At 54.6% G+C, this 14,545-nt stretch carries 14 protein-coding genes; 4 read left to right on the forward strand and 10 right to left on the reverse strand.

The window, feature by feature from the left end:
* Positions 1–104: 104 nt before the first annotated feature.
* Complete coding sequence (gene radA / locus FCH32_RS08410; protein ID WP_096758396.1) at positions 105–1,487, reverse strand: DNA repair protein RadA; 1,383 nt, start codon at positions 1,485–1,487, stop codon at positions 105–107.
* Between the two features lie 11 nt (positions 1,488–1,498).
* On the reverse strand, positions 1,499–2,467 hold the full coding sequence (gene serB, locus FCH32_RS08415; protein ID WP_115259521.1) for a phosphoserine phosphatase: 969 nt from the start codon (positions 2,465–2,467) through the stop codon (positions 1,499–1,501).
* Between the two features lie 115 nt (positions 2,468–2,582).
* On the opposite strand from serB, the gene FCH32_RS08420 reads away from it, so the two are divergent.
* Both FCH32_RS08420 and lplA read left to right on the forward strand, forming a co-directional pair.
* A complete protein-coding gene (locus FCH32_RS08420; protein ID WP_096758398.1) occupies positions 2,583–3,224 on the forward strand; it encodes a YtjB family periplasmic protein in 642 nt (213 codons plus the stop codon).
* A 22-nt stretch (positions 3,225–3,246) separates the two neighbouring features.
* The gene (gene lplA / locus FCH32_RS08425) at positions 3,247–4,263 is read left to right on the forward strand and encodes a lipoate--protein ligase (protein ID WP_115259522.1); all 1,017 of its coding nucleotides are present in this window, start codon (positions 3,247–3,249) and stop codon (positions 4,261–4,263) included.
* A gap of 85 nt (positions 4,264–4,348) precedes the next feature.
* On the opposite strand, the gene deoD is transcribed toward lplA, so the two are convergent.
* The 4 genes from deoD to deoC form a co-directional block, all read right to left on the reverse strand.
* Complete coding sequence (deoD, locus tag FCH32_RS08430) at positions 4,349–5,068, reverse strand: purine-nucleoside phosphorylase (protein WP_000224864.1); 720 nt, start codon at positions 5,066–5,068, stop codon at positions 4,349–4,351.
* A gap of 99 nt (positions 5,069–5,167) precedes the next feature.
* Complete coding sequence (gene deoB / locus FCH32_RS08435) at positions 5,168–6,391, reverse strand: phosphopentomutase (RefSeq protein ID WP_096758401.1); 1,224 nt, start codon at positions 6,389–6,391, stop codon at positions 5,168–5,170.
* 52 nt (positions 6,392–6,443) lie between these two features.
* On the reverse strand, positions 6,444–7,766 hold the full coding sequence (deoA, locus tag FCH32_RS08440; protein WP_115259523.1) for a thymidine phosphorylase: 1,323 nt from the start codon (positions 7,764–7,766) through the stop codon (positions 6,444–6,446).
* A 107-nt stretch (positions 7,767–7,873) separates the two neighbouring features.
* Positions 7,874–8,653, reverse strand: coding sequence for a deoxyribose-phosphate aldolase (deoC, locus tag FCH32_RS08445; protein WP_197970842.1), 780 nt, complete (start codon positions 8,651–8,653; stop codon positions 7,874–7,876).
* Between the two features lie 261 nt (positions 8,654–8,914).
* Between deoC and FCH32_RS08450 the strand changes: the two genes are divergently transcribed.
* On the forward strand, positions 8,915–10,465 hold the full coding sequence (locus FCH32_RS08450; protein WP_117342355.1) for a YjjI family glycine radical enzyme: 1,551 nt from the start codon (positions 8,915–8,917) through the stop codon (positions 10,463–10,465).
* Entirely contained in the window at positions 10,437–11,300 is an 864-nt protein-coding gene (locus FCH32_RS08455) for a YjjW family glycine radical enzyme activase (protein WP_174360733.1), read from the forward strand. Before FCH32_RS08450 ends, FCH32_RS08455 begins: the two co-directional genes overlap by 29 nt.
* A 79-nt stretch (positions 11,301–11,379) precedes the next feature.
* On the opposite strand, the gene FCH32_RS08460 is transcribed toward FCH32_RS08455, so the two are convergent.
* The 4 genes from FCH32_RS08460 to osmY form a co-directional block, all read right to left on the reverse strand.
* Positions 11,380–12,156 carry a metal-dependent hydrolase gene (locus tag FCH32_RS08460; RefSeq protein ID WP_137362045.1) on the reverse strand — a complete coding sequence of 259 codons (777 nt, stop codon included), beginning with the start codon at positions 12,154–12,156 and terminating at the stop codon, positions 11,380–11,382.
* Positions 12,153–13,226 (reverse strand): patatin-like phospholipase family protein, encoded by a 1,074-nt coding sequence (locus tag FCH32_RS08465; protein WP_096758407.1) that lies wholly within the window; start codon positions 13,224–13,226, stop codon positions 12,153–12,155. The genes FCH32_RS08460 and FCH32_RS08465 overlap by 4 nt, the downstream gene beginning before the upstream one ends.
* Positions 13,227–13,347: 121 nt before the next feature.
* On the reverse strand, positions 13,348–13,509 hold the full coding sequence (locus tag FCH32_RS08470; RefSeq protein ID WP_003019081.1) for a DUF1328 domain-containing protein: 162 nt from the start codon (positions 13,507–13,509) through the stop codon (positions 13,348–13,350).
* Positions 13,510–13,635: 126 nt separating this feature from the next.
* Complete coding sequence (gene osmY, locus FCH32_RS08475) at positions 13,636–14,253, reverse strand: molecular chaperone OsmY (RefSeq protein WP_174360734.1); 618 nt, start codon at positions 14,251–14,253, stop codon at positions 13,636–13,638.
* Positions 14,254–14,545: the final 292 nt, after the last annotated feature.

Below are 14,545 nucleotides of genomic sequence, written 5' to 3' on the forward strand. Positions count from 1 at the left end.
ATGGCGCTTCGCTTATCAGGCCTACAGGGTGAAACAAATAATTACCCTATGGATTTCTGGTGGCAGCCAACATACCTGCCGACAGAAAGACGACGGGTAATGAATTATAAGTCGTCAAACACGTTTAACGCATCCGCGAGCTTTTTAACGCCAAAAACCTGCATTCCTTCCGGCACCTTTTTCGGCACATTGGCGGCAGGAACAATCGCCCGACGGAAACCGTGCTTCGCCGCTTCAGAAATTCGCTCCTGGCCGCTGGGAACCGGGCGAATCTCCCCCGCCAACCCCACTTCGCCAAAGACCACGAGATCGTGCGGTAGCGGCCTGTCGCGCAGGCTGGAAACCATCGCCAGCAGTAACGCAAGATCGGCACTGGTTTCGGTGACTTTGACGCCGCCAACCACGTTAACGAACACGTCCTGGTCAGACATTTGCAGGCCGCCGTGACGGTGCAACACTGCCAGCAAGATCGCCAAACGGTTTTGTTCCAACCCGACTGCTACGCGCCGAGGATTCGCCATCATCGAGTGATCGACCAGCGCCTGAATCTCCACCAGCAGTGGACGCGTCCCTTCCCAGACCACCATCACCGAGCTGCCGGAGGTCACTTCATCGCCACGACTTAAGAAAATAGCGGAAGGGTTACTGACTTCGCGCAGGCCCTGTTCGGTCATGGCGAAGACGCCAAGCTCATTCACCGCACCAAAGCGGTTTTTATGGCTACGCAGGGTACGGAAACGAGAATCCGCATCGCCGTCAAGCAGCACCGAGCAGTCAATGCAGTGCTCCAGTACTTTTGGCCCAGCCAGAGAGCCATCTTTGGTGACGTGACCGACCATGACAATCGCCACGCCGCGCGTTTTAGCAAAGCGCGTCAGGTATGCGGCGGTTTCACGCACCTGCGCCACGCTGCCCGGCGAAGACTGAATATCCGCCATGTGCATCACCTGAATGGAGTCGATGACCATCAGCTTTGGCTGCTCTTCCTCTGCAATCAGGCAAATCTGCTCAATGCTGGTTTCTGACAGCATATTCAGATTTGCCGTCGGCAGACCGAGTCGATGGGCGCGCATCGCCACCTGTTGCAGCGATTCTTCCCCGGTGACGTACAGGGTCTTCATCTGCTCGGCAAGCTTGCACAGCGTTTGCAGCAGCAGGGTGGATTTCCCGGCGCCTGGATTACCGCCGATCAGAATGGCACTGCCGGGCACCACACCGCCGCCCAGCACGCGGTCAAACTCTTTAAAACCGGTAGAAAAACGCGGCAGCTCTTCCAGACTGATATCCGCCAGCTTTTGCACCTTAGCGACGCCTGCATTACCGGCATAGCCGCTGAGGCGCTCGTTACGTGCCACCGTCGGTGACGCCGCAAGACGCACCTCGGTGATGCTGTTCCAGGCCTGACAGGCGCTACATTGCCCCTGCCAGCGCGGATAATCGGCCCCGCATTCATTACATACAAAGGCGCGTTTAGGAGCTTTTGCCACGTTTTACCTCGTTATTTCTGGTTCATGCTACCGGAGAGAATGCAGAACACCCCCATCAGGTCAGCGTGACGGATAGTAATCTCTGTCTTTTCATTCACTTTCGGCTTAGCATGGTAGGCGATCCCCAGCCCTGCCGTTTTGATCATCGGCAGATCGTTAGCGCCGTCGCCAATCGCCACCGTTTGCGTCATTGGGATTTCATATTCCTGCGCCAGTCGGGTCAGGGTGGTGGCCTTGTACTGAGCATCGACGATATCGCCAATCACGTTGCCGGTAAATTTCCCGTCCATGATCTCCAGCTCGTTCGCCACAACCGCCGTCAGGCGCAGCTTTTCGCGCAGATATTCAGCAAAGAAGGTAAAGCCACCGGAGGCTATCGCGACTTTCCAGCCCAGCGTTTCCAGCTTCAGCACCAGTTGCGTTAAGCCGGGCATCAGCGGGAGATTTTCACGTACCTGCATCAAAATATTGGCATCCGCCCCCTTCAGCGTGGCGACGCGGCTGCGCAAGCTAGCGGTAAAATCCAGCTCCCCGCGCATCGCGCGTTCCGTCACTTCTGCGACCATCTCGCCGGTTCCAGCCAGTTTGGCGATTTCATCAATGCACTCGATCTGGATCGCCGTCGAATCCATGTCCATCACCAGCAGGCCTGGCGTGCGCAAATGCGGGATTTTCCCCAGCGGGGCAACATCCAGTTTGGCATCATGCGCCAGTTTTGTTGCCCGCGGTGTTAACGATCCCGCGAGGCGAATCACCTGATAATCCTCGACGCACCAGGCCGCCACAATCACCATCGCCGCCCCCAGTTTGCTCTGGTATTGCGTTAAGCGTTGTTTATCCAGCCCACGACCATACAGCAGCCAGCCGCTACGGCCCGCGTGGTAATCCAGTGGCATCACTTCATCACCACTTAAAGAGAGGGGCAGACCTGGCCACAGAGAGACATCTTCAGGTAGATCGCACCAGGTAATGTTAGGCATTAAAGCTCCTGTAAAATCGTTCGGGTCGGAATCATCAGGGGAAAATAACGCATGAGGCTACCCTGTAACCAGCGCTTCTGGCAACATTAAGTCTCAAATTTTCAGCAGGTGGAATATGGCTCGCGCAAAACTGAAATTCCGACTTCATCGTGCAGTGATTGTATTGTCCTGCCTCGCGCTGCTCGTCGCCCTGATGCAGGGCGCGTCGTGGTTTAGTCAAAACCATCAACAGCAGCGAAATCCGCAGCTGGAAGAGCTGGCCCGCACGCTGGCCCGCCAGGTTGCATTAAACGTCGCGCCGCTGATGCGTACCGAAACGCCGGATGAAAAACGCATCGCTGTCGTGCTGCGCCAACTCACCGACGAGAGCCGTATTCTCGATGCGGGCGTCTATGATGAACAGGGCGATCTCATTACGCATGCCGGTGAGAGCGTGAATGTTCGCGACCGGCTGGCGCTGGACGGTAAAAAAGCCGGGGGCTATTTTAATCAGCAAATTGTCGAACCCATTCAGGGCAAAAATGGTCCGCTGGGCTACCTGCGCCTGACGCTGGATACCCACACCCTTGCCACCGAGGCCAAACAGGTGGATAACACCACCAACATTCTACGCCTGATGCTGCTCCTGTCACTGGCGATTGGCGTGGTATTAACCCGGACATTACTGCAAGGTAAGCGCACCCGCTGGCAACAATCGCCGTTCCTGCTGACCGCCAACAAACCGGTGCAGGAAGAAGACAGCGAGAAAAAAGAGTAATTCACCAGGAAGGAAATCAACCATGACCACATTACGCCTGCTTATCTCCGACTCTTACGATCCGTGGTTTAATCTGGCGGTTGAAGAGTGCATTTTTCGTCAAATGCCCGCCACGCAGCGCGTGCTGTTTTTATGGCGCAACGCCGATACGGTGGTCATAGGCCGGGCGCAAAACCCGTGGAAAGAGTGCAATACCCGACGCATGGAAGAGGATAACGTCCGGCTGGCTCGCCGTAGCAGCGGCGGCGGCGCGGTGTTTCACGATCTCGGTAATACCTGCTTTACCTTTATGGCAGGCAAACCGGAATACGACAAAACCATCTCCACCACTATCGTACTCAATGCCCTGAACGCACTGGGCGTCAACGCTGACGCCTCCGGGCGTAACGATCTGGTGGTCAAAACGGCCGAAGGCGATCGCAAAGTTTCAGGTTCGGCGTATCGAGAAACCAAAGATCGCGGGTTCCACCACGGTACGCTGTTGCTGAATGCCGACCTCAGTCGTCTGGCGAATTACCTCAACCCTGATCAGAAAAAGCTTCAGGCGAAGGGGATCACCTCCGTGCGTGGTCGGGTCGCGAATCTGGTTGAACTGCTGCCTGAGATCACTCATGAAAAAATCTGTGAAGCCGTGACCGACGCCTTTTTCCAACACTACGGCGAACGCGTAGCGGCTGAAATTATTTCCCCGGATAACACGCCGGATCTGCCCAACTTCGCCGAAACGTTTGCCCGCCAGAGCAGTTGGGAGTGGAACTTTGGTCAGGCCCCTGCCTTCTCTCATCTGCTGGATGAGCGTTTTACCTGGGGTGGCGTCGAGTTACATTTCGACGTGGAGAAAGGCCATATCACCCGCGCGCAGGTCTTTACCGACAGCCTCAATCCCGCGCCATTAGAAGCGCTGGCGGGCAGCTTGCAAGGGTGTCTGTATCGGGCGGACAGGCTGCAACAGGAGTGCGAGGCGTTGATTGGCGATTTCCCGCAACAGGAAAAAGAGCTACGAGAACTGTCGGCGTGGATAGCGAGCGCGGTACGTTAATAAAAAAGCCCGCTGGCGCTGTGCTTAGCGGGCTTACAAAACCGTAGGCCGGGTCAGGCGAAGCCGCCCCCCGGCACTAAAGATATTACTCTTTATCGCCCAGCAGCACGGATTCCAGCGCGATTTTGATCATGTCGTTGAAGGTCGTCTGACGTTCAGCAGCAGTGGTCTGCTCGTGAGTACGGATATGGTCGGACACGGTGCAAATGGTCAGCGCTTTCGCACCAAACTCAGCCGCAACACCGTAGATACCCGCCGCTTCCATTTCCACGCCCAGCACGCCGTATTTTTCCATCACGTCGAACATTTCGCCGTCCGGAGAGTAGAACAGGTCAGCGGAGAACAGGTTGCCCACGCGCGCGTCTACGCCCAGCGCTTTGGCCGCATCAACAGCATTACGCACCATGTCGAAGTCAGCAATAGCGGCAAAGTCATGATCTTTAAAGCGGATACGGTTAACTTTGGAGTCGGTGCAAGCACCCATTCCAATCACCACGTCACGCAGTTTGACGTCCATACGCACAGCGCCACAGGAGCCTACGCGGATGATTTTCTTCACGCCGAAATCGGTGATCAGTTCTTTGGTGTAGATGGAGCAGGATGGGATACCCATACCATGACCCATGACGGAGATCTTACGGCCTTTGTAAGTCCCGGTGAAACCTAACATGCCGCGAACGTTGTTCACTTCACGGACATCTTCGAGGAAAGTTTCAGCAATGTGCTTCGCACGCAGCGGGTCGCCAGGCATCAATACGACGTCAGCGAAATCACCCATTTCTGCATTAATATGTGGAGTTGCCATCTTTTATCCTTATTTCGTTGTTATTGCCTGATGGCGGCTACGCCTTATCAGACCTACAAAACCGTAGGCCCGGTAAGCTTGCGCCACCGGGCAATTGCATTACAGCATGTTTTTACCGTAGTCCATCGGCGACGTACCAAAGTAGCTCGCCAGCGTCTGACCGATATCCGCGAAGGTTTCGCGGTGACCCAGTGAACCCGGTTTGACTTTCGGGCCATAGATCAACACCGGAATGTGCTCACGAGTGTGGTCAGTGCCCGGCCAGCTTGGGTCACAGCCGTGGTCAGCGGTCAGGATCAGAATGTCATCTTCCCCCACCAGCTCCATCAGCTCAGGCAGGCGGCGGTCGAACAGCTCCAGGCCTGCGGCATAGCCGGCGATATCGCGACGATGGCCCCAGGAAGAGTCGAAGTCGACGAAGTTGGTGAAGACGATGGTCTCATCACCCGCTTCTTTCATCTCTTTGATGGTGGCGTCGAACAGCGCGTCCAGACCGGTCGCTTTCACTTTTTTAGTGATACCGCAGTTCGCGTAAATGTCAGCAATCTTACCTACAGAGACAACATGGCCTTTTTTCTCGTCGACCAGTTTCTGTAGAACGGTCGCCGCTGGCGGTTCTACGGCCAGATCGTGACGGTTACCGGTACGTTGGAAGTTACCGGCTTTATCACCAATAAACGGACGGGCGATCACGCGACCAATGTTGTAGCCGCCTTCGGTCAGTTCTTCACGGGCGATTTCGCACAGCTCGTAGAGTTTATCCAGACCGTAGGTCTCTTCGTGACAGGCAATCTGGAACACGGAGTCAGCGGAGGTATAGAAAATCGGCTTGCCGGTTTTCATATGTTCTTCGCCCAGTTGATCCAGAATGACCGTACCGGAAGAGTGGCAGTTGCCGAGGTAGCCCGGCAGGTTGGCGCGCTTAACCAGTTTGTCCAGCAGCTCCTGCGGGAAGCTGTTTTCATGATCGGAGAAGTAACCCCAGTCAAACAGCACCGGCACACCGGCGATTTCCCAGTGACCAGACGGCGTGTCTTTGCCGGAAGAGAGTTCATGCGCCCATGCGTAGGCACCGATCACTTCCGCATTACCGTCCATTCCGGCGGCAATTTTACCTGTAGAACCTTCGTGAGCTTTCACCAGGCCCAGACGGGTCAGGTTAGGCAAATTCAGCGGACCTTTGCGACCATTGTCAGCTTCGCCTTTCGCACAGGCTTCTGCAATATGCCCCATAGTATCGGCGCCAACGTCGCCAAAGCGGTCAGCGTCTTCAGTCGCACCTATACCAAAGGAGTCCAGCACCATAATAAATGCACGTTTCATATTATTCTCCGTACCTTTTGCGCCGCAAAAAAGCGATCAGATCAGTATACAGTTATTCGGTTATACGACGATAGACTGTCGGTGTAATTTCTGGCGCTTTGTCGTCAAGACTGATTGCCGCTTTGACCGCTTTCGCCGCTTCCTGCCAGCTGGCTTCATCTTTGGCATGGATCACCGCCAGCGGACGCTGCCCGTCTACGCTGTCGCCCAGACGCGCCATGTCGCTAAAGCCGACGCTGTAATCAATGGTGTCCGATGCCTGACGACGACCGCCGCCCATGGAAACTACCGCCATCCCCAGCGCACGGGTATCCATTGCGCTAACAAAACCTTCGGTATCAGCATATACCGCTTTGCTGAGCATTGCCGTCGGCAGATACTTCGCATAATTTTCCACGAAGTCGGTCGGACCTTTTTGCGCCGCGACCATGCGACCAAAAATTTCCGCCGCTTTACCGTTATCCAATACCGCCTGCAGCTTGGCGCGGGCTTCGGCATCGTCTTTCGCCAGTTTGCCGGAGATCAGCATTTCCACACTCAGCGCCATGGTGACGTCTAACAAACGTGGATTGCGGTATTCACCGGTCAGGAACTGCACGGCTTCGCGGACTTCTACTGCGTTACCGGCGCTGGAAGCCAGCACCTGGTTCATATCGGTTAACAGTGCGGTGGTACGCACGCCTGCCCCGTTCGCCACGCCGACAATTGCTTCAGCAAGGGCTTCTGAAAGTTCGTAGGTTGGCATAAAGGCGCCGCTACCAACTTTCACGTCCATGACCAGCGCATCCAGCCCTTCCGCCAGCTTTTTCGCCAGGATCGAACCGGTGATCAGTGGAATGGAATCCACCGTCGCGGTAATGTCGCGGGTGGCATAAAAACGTTTATCCGCCGGTGCGAGCGAGCTGGTTTGCCCAATAATCGCCACACCCACGTCTTTAATAATTTCACGGAAACGCGCGTCATCCGGGAAGATGTCAAATCCCGGGATCGCTTCCAGTTTATCCAGCGTACCGCCGGTATGACCCAGACCCCGCCCGGAAATCATCGGAATATAGCCGCCGCATGCTGCAACCATTGGACCTAACATCAGTGACGTTACGTCACCCACACCGCCGGTAGAGTGCTTATCCACAATCGGGCCGTTCAGCTGCAGACTTTTCCAGTCCAGCACGGTTCCTGAATCACGCATTGCCATGGTCAGCGAAACACGCTCAGGCATTGTCATATCGTGGAAGAAAATGGTCATCGCCAGGGCGGCGATTTGCCCTTCAGAGATGGTGTTGTCGCGAATACCGTTAATAAAGAAACGAATTTCTTCATCACTCAGCGCATGACCATCACGTTTTTTACGAATAATTTCTTGTGCGAGAAACAAGGGAACCTCCCGATTATGGGCCGGGTAAGCAATGCGCCACCCGGCAAGTCGTATTCATGCCGGATGGCGGCTTGCGCCTTATCCGGCCTACGATGGGCAATAAAAACTTAGTAGCTGCTTGCGCTCTTGCCGTCGCCGTGACCCAGCGCCTTCAGCAAGCTTGCCAGCAGGCTGGATGCGCCAAAGCGATAGTGACGGGAATCCGCCCAGTCTGCGCCAAACAGTTCATCAGCAATGGCGAGGAATTGCTGCGCGTCTTCCGCAGTACGCACGCCACCAGCCGGTTTGAAACCAACGGTTTTCGAAACGCCCATATCGCGGATCACTTCCATCATGATGCGTGCGCTTTCCGGCGTCGCATTAACCGGGACTTTACCGGTAGAGGTCTTGATGAAATCAGCCCCTGCTTTGATGGAGATTTCAGATGCTTTGCGAATCAACGCTTCTTCTTTCAGTTCACCGGTTTCGATGATCACTTTCAGCAGCACGTTTGCCGCTGCACACGCCTCTTTACAGGCTTTCACCAGGTCAAAACCGACCTGCTCATTACCGGCGATCAGCGCACGATACGGGAATACCACATCAACTTCGTCTGCGCCGTAGGCAATCGCTGCACGGGTTTCTGCCAGCGCAATATCGATGTCATCGTTGCCGTGCGGGAAGTTGGTTACCGTTGCAATACGGATATCCGGCGTGCCCTGCTCGTTCAGCGTTTTACGCGCAATAGGGATGAAACGCGGATAGATACAGATTGCCGCCGTGTTACCCACTGGGGTTTTTGCCTGATGACACAGCGCGATCACTTTTTCGTTGGTGTCGTCATCATTCAGGGTGGTCAGGTCCATCAGTTTCAGGGCACGCAGGCTGCTTGCTGTTAAATCGGTCATAACATTCTCCAACGGCATCGCCGTATAAAATTTCACCTTGCGAGTTTGTTAGTATTCTAACATCCGCTCGCTATTACACTTCGATATACATCACAGTTAATGAAAACCACATACAGATTTGCATTACTCTAATGAGATCTACTTCAAATAATTGAGCTTTACTGGCGAGAAGCGATGGCATCAGGCGCATCCGGATCAAAGGTTAAGGATCGGTTGCTTCCTACAATGTTGCTTAACCTTCGGCACATAAAGGAATCGACGATGCCCACTTCAAGCGAACTCGCGCTGCAACAGCGCTGCCAACAAATCGTGACCAGTCCGGTGCTCAGCCCTGAGCAGAAACGCCACTTTCTGGCGCTGGAGGCAGAAAACGCACTGCCTTATCCGCAGTTGCCTGCTGAAGCACGCCAGGCGTTGGATGACGGGGTTATCTGCGATATGTACGAAGGTCATGCCCCGTTCAAACCACGTTATGTTTTGCCCAATTATGCGCATTTTCTGGCCAACGGTTCAGCCTGGCTGGAGCTGGAAGGTGCACAGGATCTTGATGACGCCTTATCCTTGCTCACCATTCTGTACCACCATGTTCCATCAGTGACATCGATGCCGGTGTACCTTGGTCAGCTCGATGCCCTGCTGCAACCGTATGTTAGAATTCTAACACAAGAAGAGATCGATATTCGAATAAAACGTTTCTGGCGGTATCTCGACAGAACCCTGCCAGACGCCTTTATGCATGCCAATATTGGCCCGGCCGATACGCCGATCACCCGCGCCATTTTACGTGCAGATGCAGAGCTAAAGCAGGTCTCGCCTAATCTTACCTTTATTTATGATCCACAAATCACACCTGACGACCTGCTGCTGAACGTGGCACAAAATATTTGCGAATGCAGTAAACCACATATTTCCAACGGTCCTGAAAATGATAAAATTTTCACAAAAGGCCATTATGGCGTCGTCAGTTGTTACAACTCGCTGCCGCTGGCGGGCGGCGGAAGTACGCTGGTTAGGCTGAATCTGAAAGCCATCGCAGAGCGCAGCACGTCTGTCGATGACTTCTTTACGCACACCCTACCGCACTATTGCCAGCAGCAAATTGCCATCATTGATTCACGGTGTGAATTCCTCTATGAGAAATCACATTTCTTTGAGAATAGCTTCCTGGTGCAGGAAGGGTTGATTGATCCCGAACGTTTTGTGCCGATGTTTGGTATGTACGGCCTGGCGGAGGCGGTAAACCTGCTGTGTGAGAAGGCCGGGCTGCACGCACGCTACGGCAAAGATGAGAGCGCTAATGAGATGGGCTATCGGATCAGCGCCCAGCTTGCCGACTTTGTGGCCAACACTCCGGTGAAATACGGCTGGCAGCAGCGGGCGATGCTGCATGCGCAGTCGGGGATCAGTTCAGACATTGGCACCACGCCGGGCGCGCGTCTGCCGTATGGCGACGAGCCGGATCCTATTACTCATCTGCAAACCGTGGCCCCGCATCACGCGTATTATCACGCCGGGATCAGCGACATCCTCACGCTGGATGAAACCATCAAGCGTAACCCACAGGCGCTGGTACAGCTTTGCCTGGGCGCGTTTAAAGCCGGAATGCGTGAATTTACCGCCAACGTCAGCGGTAACGATCTGGTCCGCGTCACCGGTTATATGGTGCGCCTGTCGGATCTGGAAAAATACCGTGCCGAAGGCTCACGCACCAACACCACCTGGCTGGGCGAAGAGGCCGCTCGCAATACTCGCATTCTGGAACGTCAACCTCGCGTGATGAGTCATGAACAGCAGATGCGCTTCAGTAAGTAGGCTGATCCCTTTCTCCTGCGTCGACGGGCCGGGCAGTCGCCTGGCCCTGTTCCTGCAAGGGTGCAATCTGCGCTGTAAAAATTGCCACAATCCGTGGACGATGGGGCGCTGCAACGATTGCGGGGAGTGCGTACTGCATTGTCCACATGACGCCTTAAGTCTGAGTGCGGGAAAAGTGTGGTGGCAGTCCGATGTTTGCCAGCAGTGCGACACCTGCCTACAAATGTGCCCGCAGCAGGCCACGCCAATGACGCAGACGATGAGCGTCGATGAGGTGCTGCATCACATTCGTAAGGCATCGTTGTTTATTGAAGGGATAACCGTGAGCGGCGGTGAGGCGACAACGCAGCTTCCTTTCGTGATTGCGCTGTTCTCAGCGATCAAAGCCGATCCGCACCTGCAACACCTGACCTGCATGGTGGACAGCAACGGCATGCTGCGTGAAACCGGCTGGGAGAAGCTGCTGCCGGTTTGCGATGGTGTCATGCTGGATTTAAAAGCCTGGGACAGCGCATGTCATTTGCAGCTCACCGGGCGCGATAACGCGGCAATCAAGCGCAGTATTCTCTTTCTGGCCGAGCGGGGAAAACTGGCGGAGCTTCGCCTGCTGGTCATTCCCGGACACGTTGATTACCTGCAGCACGTTGATGCGCTGGCCGCGTTTATTCACCGCCTGGGCAACATTCCCGTGCGGCTTAACGCGTTTCATGCGCATGGCGTGTATGGTGAAGCCAAAGCCTGGCCGAGCGCGACGCCAGAGGACGTGGAGCAACTGGCGCAAGGACTGCGCGAACGCGGTGTGAATAATGTGATTTTCCCGGCGCTGTACCTGTGAAATGCCTGATGCGCTTCGCTTATCAGGCCTACGGAGCTCACACTTTTGTCGGCCGGATACGCCATCCGGCACTCAACAATCACACCGTAAACAATGCCGTCGTATTGCGATACAACGCCTCGGCGATGACCTCTGCGGGCTCCGGGCGCAGCTCACATAATACTTCAAACACCCTGGTGACCTGCTCCGGGCGATTGGGCTGACCCTGAAAGCCGTTGAGCGGCATATCCGGCGCATCGGTTTCCAGCAGCAAGGATCCCAGCGGCAGCCGCGCCATCACCTCGCGCGTTTTGCTGGCTCGGGGATAGGTAATGGTTCCGCCCACGCCAATTTTGTATCCCAGCTGCACAAAGCGTTCCGCCTGCTGCAAGCTTCCGGCAAAGCCATGCACTACGCCGGTACGCGGTAGCGCATGGCGCTTAAGGTGCATCGCCAGTTTGTCATGAGTACGTCGTGAATGCAGGATCACCGGCAGTTCGTAGCGCTTCGCCAGTTGAAGCTGCGCGTCCAGCATCCTTTCCTGCTTGTCGAACTGCGGATCGTCACGATACAAATCCAGTCCTATCTCTCCTACCGCCACCACCTTCTGTACACGCTTTTCCAGCGCCTGTTGCAACTGGTCAAGGGCATCATCGTCATGATGCTCAATCACAATCGGATGTAAACCCAGAGCTGCAAATAGCGGGGGGTAAGTTTGCGCCAACGCCAGCACGCGGGAAAAGTTCGCCGCCTCGGTCGCCGGCATAATAATGCGGCTCACACCGGCTTCAATTGCCCGCTGAATGCTGGCAGGTTCGTCGCCGGTGAACGGCGGAAAATCAAAATGACAATGCGTATCGATAAACCGATAGCTCACGCCAGATCCTCATGGCTAAACGTCGTGTCGTTGGCCTGAGGTGCATCGGCCACCACGGGTATAAGGGCATCGTTGGCAACCGGTGCCGGAGGGACCACCACCGGTCCAGGCACCATAATCTTCGGCGTCTGGCGGGGCAACGGTGTGTTTTTCGCCAACAGTTTACCGACGGTCGCCAAAAAGTAACGTCCGCACAGGCGTCCGGTTTTATAGTCTTCCCGCAGGGCCGGAATTCGGCTTCCCAGCGCCATACTGTGGAGCGGCTTGGGCGGATAGATCTCAAAGATACGCAGCTTACCCGGCGGTTTTTCAATAAAACTCTGAATGGCGCGGTAGCTGGCCTCATGATGCTGCACCAGATTGACCAGCGGTTGCAGGCTGCTTTCCCCCAGCCAACGTTCCATGCGTTTGAACCACTGCGGGGTGTAGTACATTTGCGAGGGCACGGTGCGGATCACCACCAGCGTTTTGGCCCCCTGTTTTACCGCCTGCTGAACGGGGATGGCGTCACTGACCCCACCGTCCAGATAGTTCACGCCGTCCAGCGCTACCCCGCTACGATAAAATCCAGGAATGGCGCTGGACGCACGCAGAAGGTCGAGCCAGTTTTGTCGGTTCGGCGAAAAATAACCCGGCGTGTAGTCATCTCCGCGACAGGCGCACATGTAAAACGCTTTTCCCGCGGCAAATAACTGTTCGGCATGGTCTATCGCCAGCGGCATCTGCGCGGCGGTGGCCTCTACCAGCCAGTCGAGATCGATGAGATTTCCCCCGCGCACAAACCGCACCGGGTCAAAGAATTCACGTCGGGTGGTGTAGCGCATAATCACTTTGCGCCCGTAACCTGGCTGGTTACAGAGATAGGCCGACAGGTTTTGCGCACCAGCGGACGTCCCGTAAAAGAGATCAAAAGGATTAAACTGCGCGCGCATAAACTCGTCCAGCACGCCCGCGGTAAAAATGCCTCTTTGCCCTCCGCCCTCGCACACCAGCGCCATGCTGCCGGGTTGAAACGGACGTAACGATAACGGCGCAATATTACCGAGCGTGACGGGTATTCTCTGCCCCACCTCTGCCTTCCTGTTTTTTTTATGATAGAGCGACAAAGTAACGCAAATTACGTATCACTAAAACCGTAAAAGCCAGTCCGCTGGACTGGCTGAGTAGCAATTTTTCTTTACGGTTTACCAACTAGGGTCGTTTACGCCCGGTAAACAGGCTGACCAGGAACAAGATAATCCCCACCACGAAGACAATTTTCGCTGCACCTGCAGCGGTACCCGCCAGTCCACCAAAGCCCAGAGCGGCGGCAATTAACGCGATAACCAGAAATATGATGCCCCAACGAAACATACGCTTCTCCTTTACCATAGTTAATGTCAACCGCTTGATATGGGCGCTCAGGCCGCCCATTGCGATATTTTAGTGTGGTGCACAACGCGCCTTCCGACAAATATCAGGTTGGCGAATTAAGTCGAATTACTGAGTTTTGAGGTCGTTTTTAACGCTTTTCACGCCATCAACGGCTTTGGCGATACTCTCAGCGCGCTCGATTTGCGCCTGTGAGTCAACGGTGCCTGAAAGCTGAACCACGCCATCGGTGGTCTCCACTTTCACTTTGCGAGAAGGAACGATGTCATCAGCCAGCAATTTGGCTTTGACTTCACTGGTGGTTGCCGTATCGCCCGCATAGCCTTTTACAGAAGTGCTTTTGCTGTCACGCACGTGCAGTTTGTCGCTCACGGAGGTAACTCCCTCAACGCCTTTCGCCACTTTTACCGCTTCTTCTGCCTGCGCCTGGCTTTCAACAAATCCGCTTAACGTGACCACTTTCTGGTCTGTTTTAACCGAGATATCGGTGCTCTTAATGCTTTCGTGATCGACCAGCGCGGCTTTCACTTTTGCGGTAATGGAGCTGTCATCCATGAAATCGCCGACTTTATTCATCGAGCTATCAACTTTCTGCCCTGTGCTTTCAAGACCGGATTGCCCTTTATCGGTGGTCGCGTTTTCTGCAAATGCAGACCCCGTGGCAACAGCAGACGTCAGCATCACAGCCAGCAGCGTTTTTGAGATCTTCAGTTTTGTCATTGTCATCGATTTAATCCTTTTTTTGCTCATATCGATGCTCTGCCGCTTATCGGGCTGAGCCAGCAACTAATCTCGTAATCAAAATAAATATCAGCTAAAACAACTAAGATGAGAAAGTAACGTAGAATTTAAAGCCGATATTTATGTCATCACATTGTTAAATATAGATCACAATTTTGATGTCGCAGACAAATATGGTCAAAAAATAGGCGAAATGAGGAAAAAATGCGGGATTTAAGAACATTCCGTAAGGGATTAATAAGGCAGGGAAAGTCGCAGGGCACGGCATAAGCCGCAC

The organism is Citrobacter gillenii, assembly GCF_013337685.1.
Taxonomy (GTDB): Bacteria; Pseudomonadota; Gammaproteobacteria; order Enterobacterales; family Enterobacteriaceae; genus Citrobacter; species Citrobacter gillenii.

Coding starts and splice junctions, on each gene's coding strand:
- osmY (WP_174360734.1), bottom strand. CDS start 14,253: ATGACAATGACAAAACTGAAGATCTCAAAAACGCTGCTGGCTGTGATG.
- lplA (WP_115259522.1), top strand. CDS start 3,247: ATGACCACATTACGCCTGCTTATCTCCGACTCTTACGATCCGTGGTTT.
- FCH32_RS08420 (WP_096758398.1), top strand. CDS start 2,583: ATGGCTCGCGCAAAACTGAAATTCCGACTTCATCGTGCAGTGATTGTA.
- deoB (WP_096758401.1), bottom strand. CDS start 6,391: ATGAAACGTGCATTTATTATGGTGCTGGACTCCTTTGGTATAGGTGCG.
- FCH32_RS08470 (WP_003019081.1), bottom strand. CDS start 13,509: ATGTTTCGTTGGGGCATCATATTTCTGGTTATCGCGTTAATTGCCGCC.
- serB (WP_115259521.1), bottom strand. CDS start 2,467: ATGCCTAACATTACCTGGTGCGATCTACCTGAAGATGTCTCTCTGTGG.
- deoD (WP_000224864.1), bottom strand. CDS start 5,068: ATGGCAACTCCACATATTAATGCAGAAATGGGTGATTTCGCTGACGTC.
- FCH32_RS08450 (WP_117342355.1), top strand. CDS start 8,915: ATGCCCACTTCAAGCGAACTCGCGCTGCAACAGCGCTGCCAACAAATC.
- FCH32_RS08455 (WP_174360733.1), top strand. CDS start 10,437: ATGAACAGCAGATGCGCTTCAGTAAGTAGGCTGATCCCTTTCTCCTGC.
- deoC (WP_197970842.1), bottom strand. CDS start 8,653: ATGACCGATTTAACAGCAAGCAGCCTGCGTGCCCTGAAACTGATGGAC.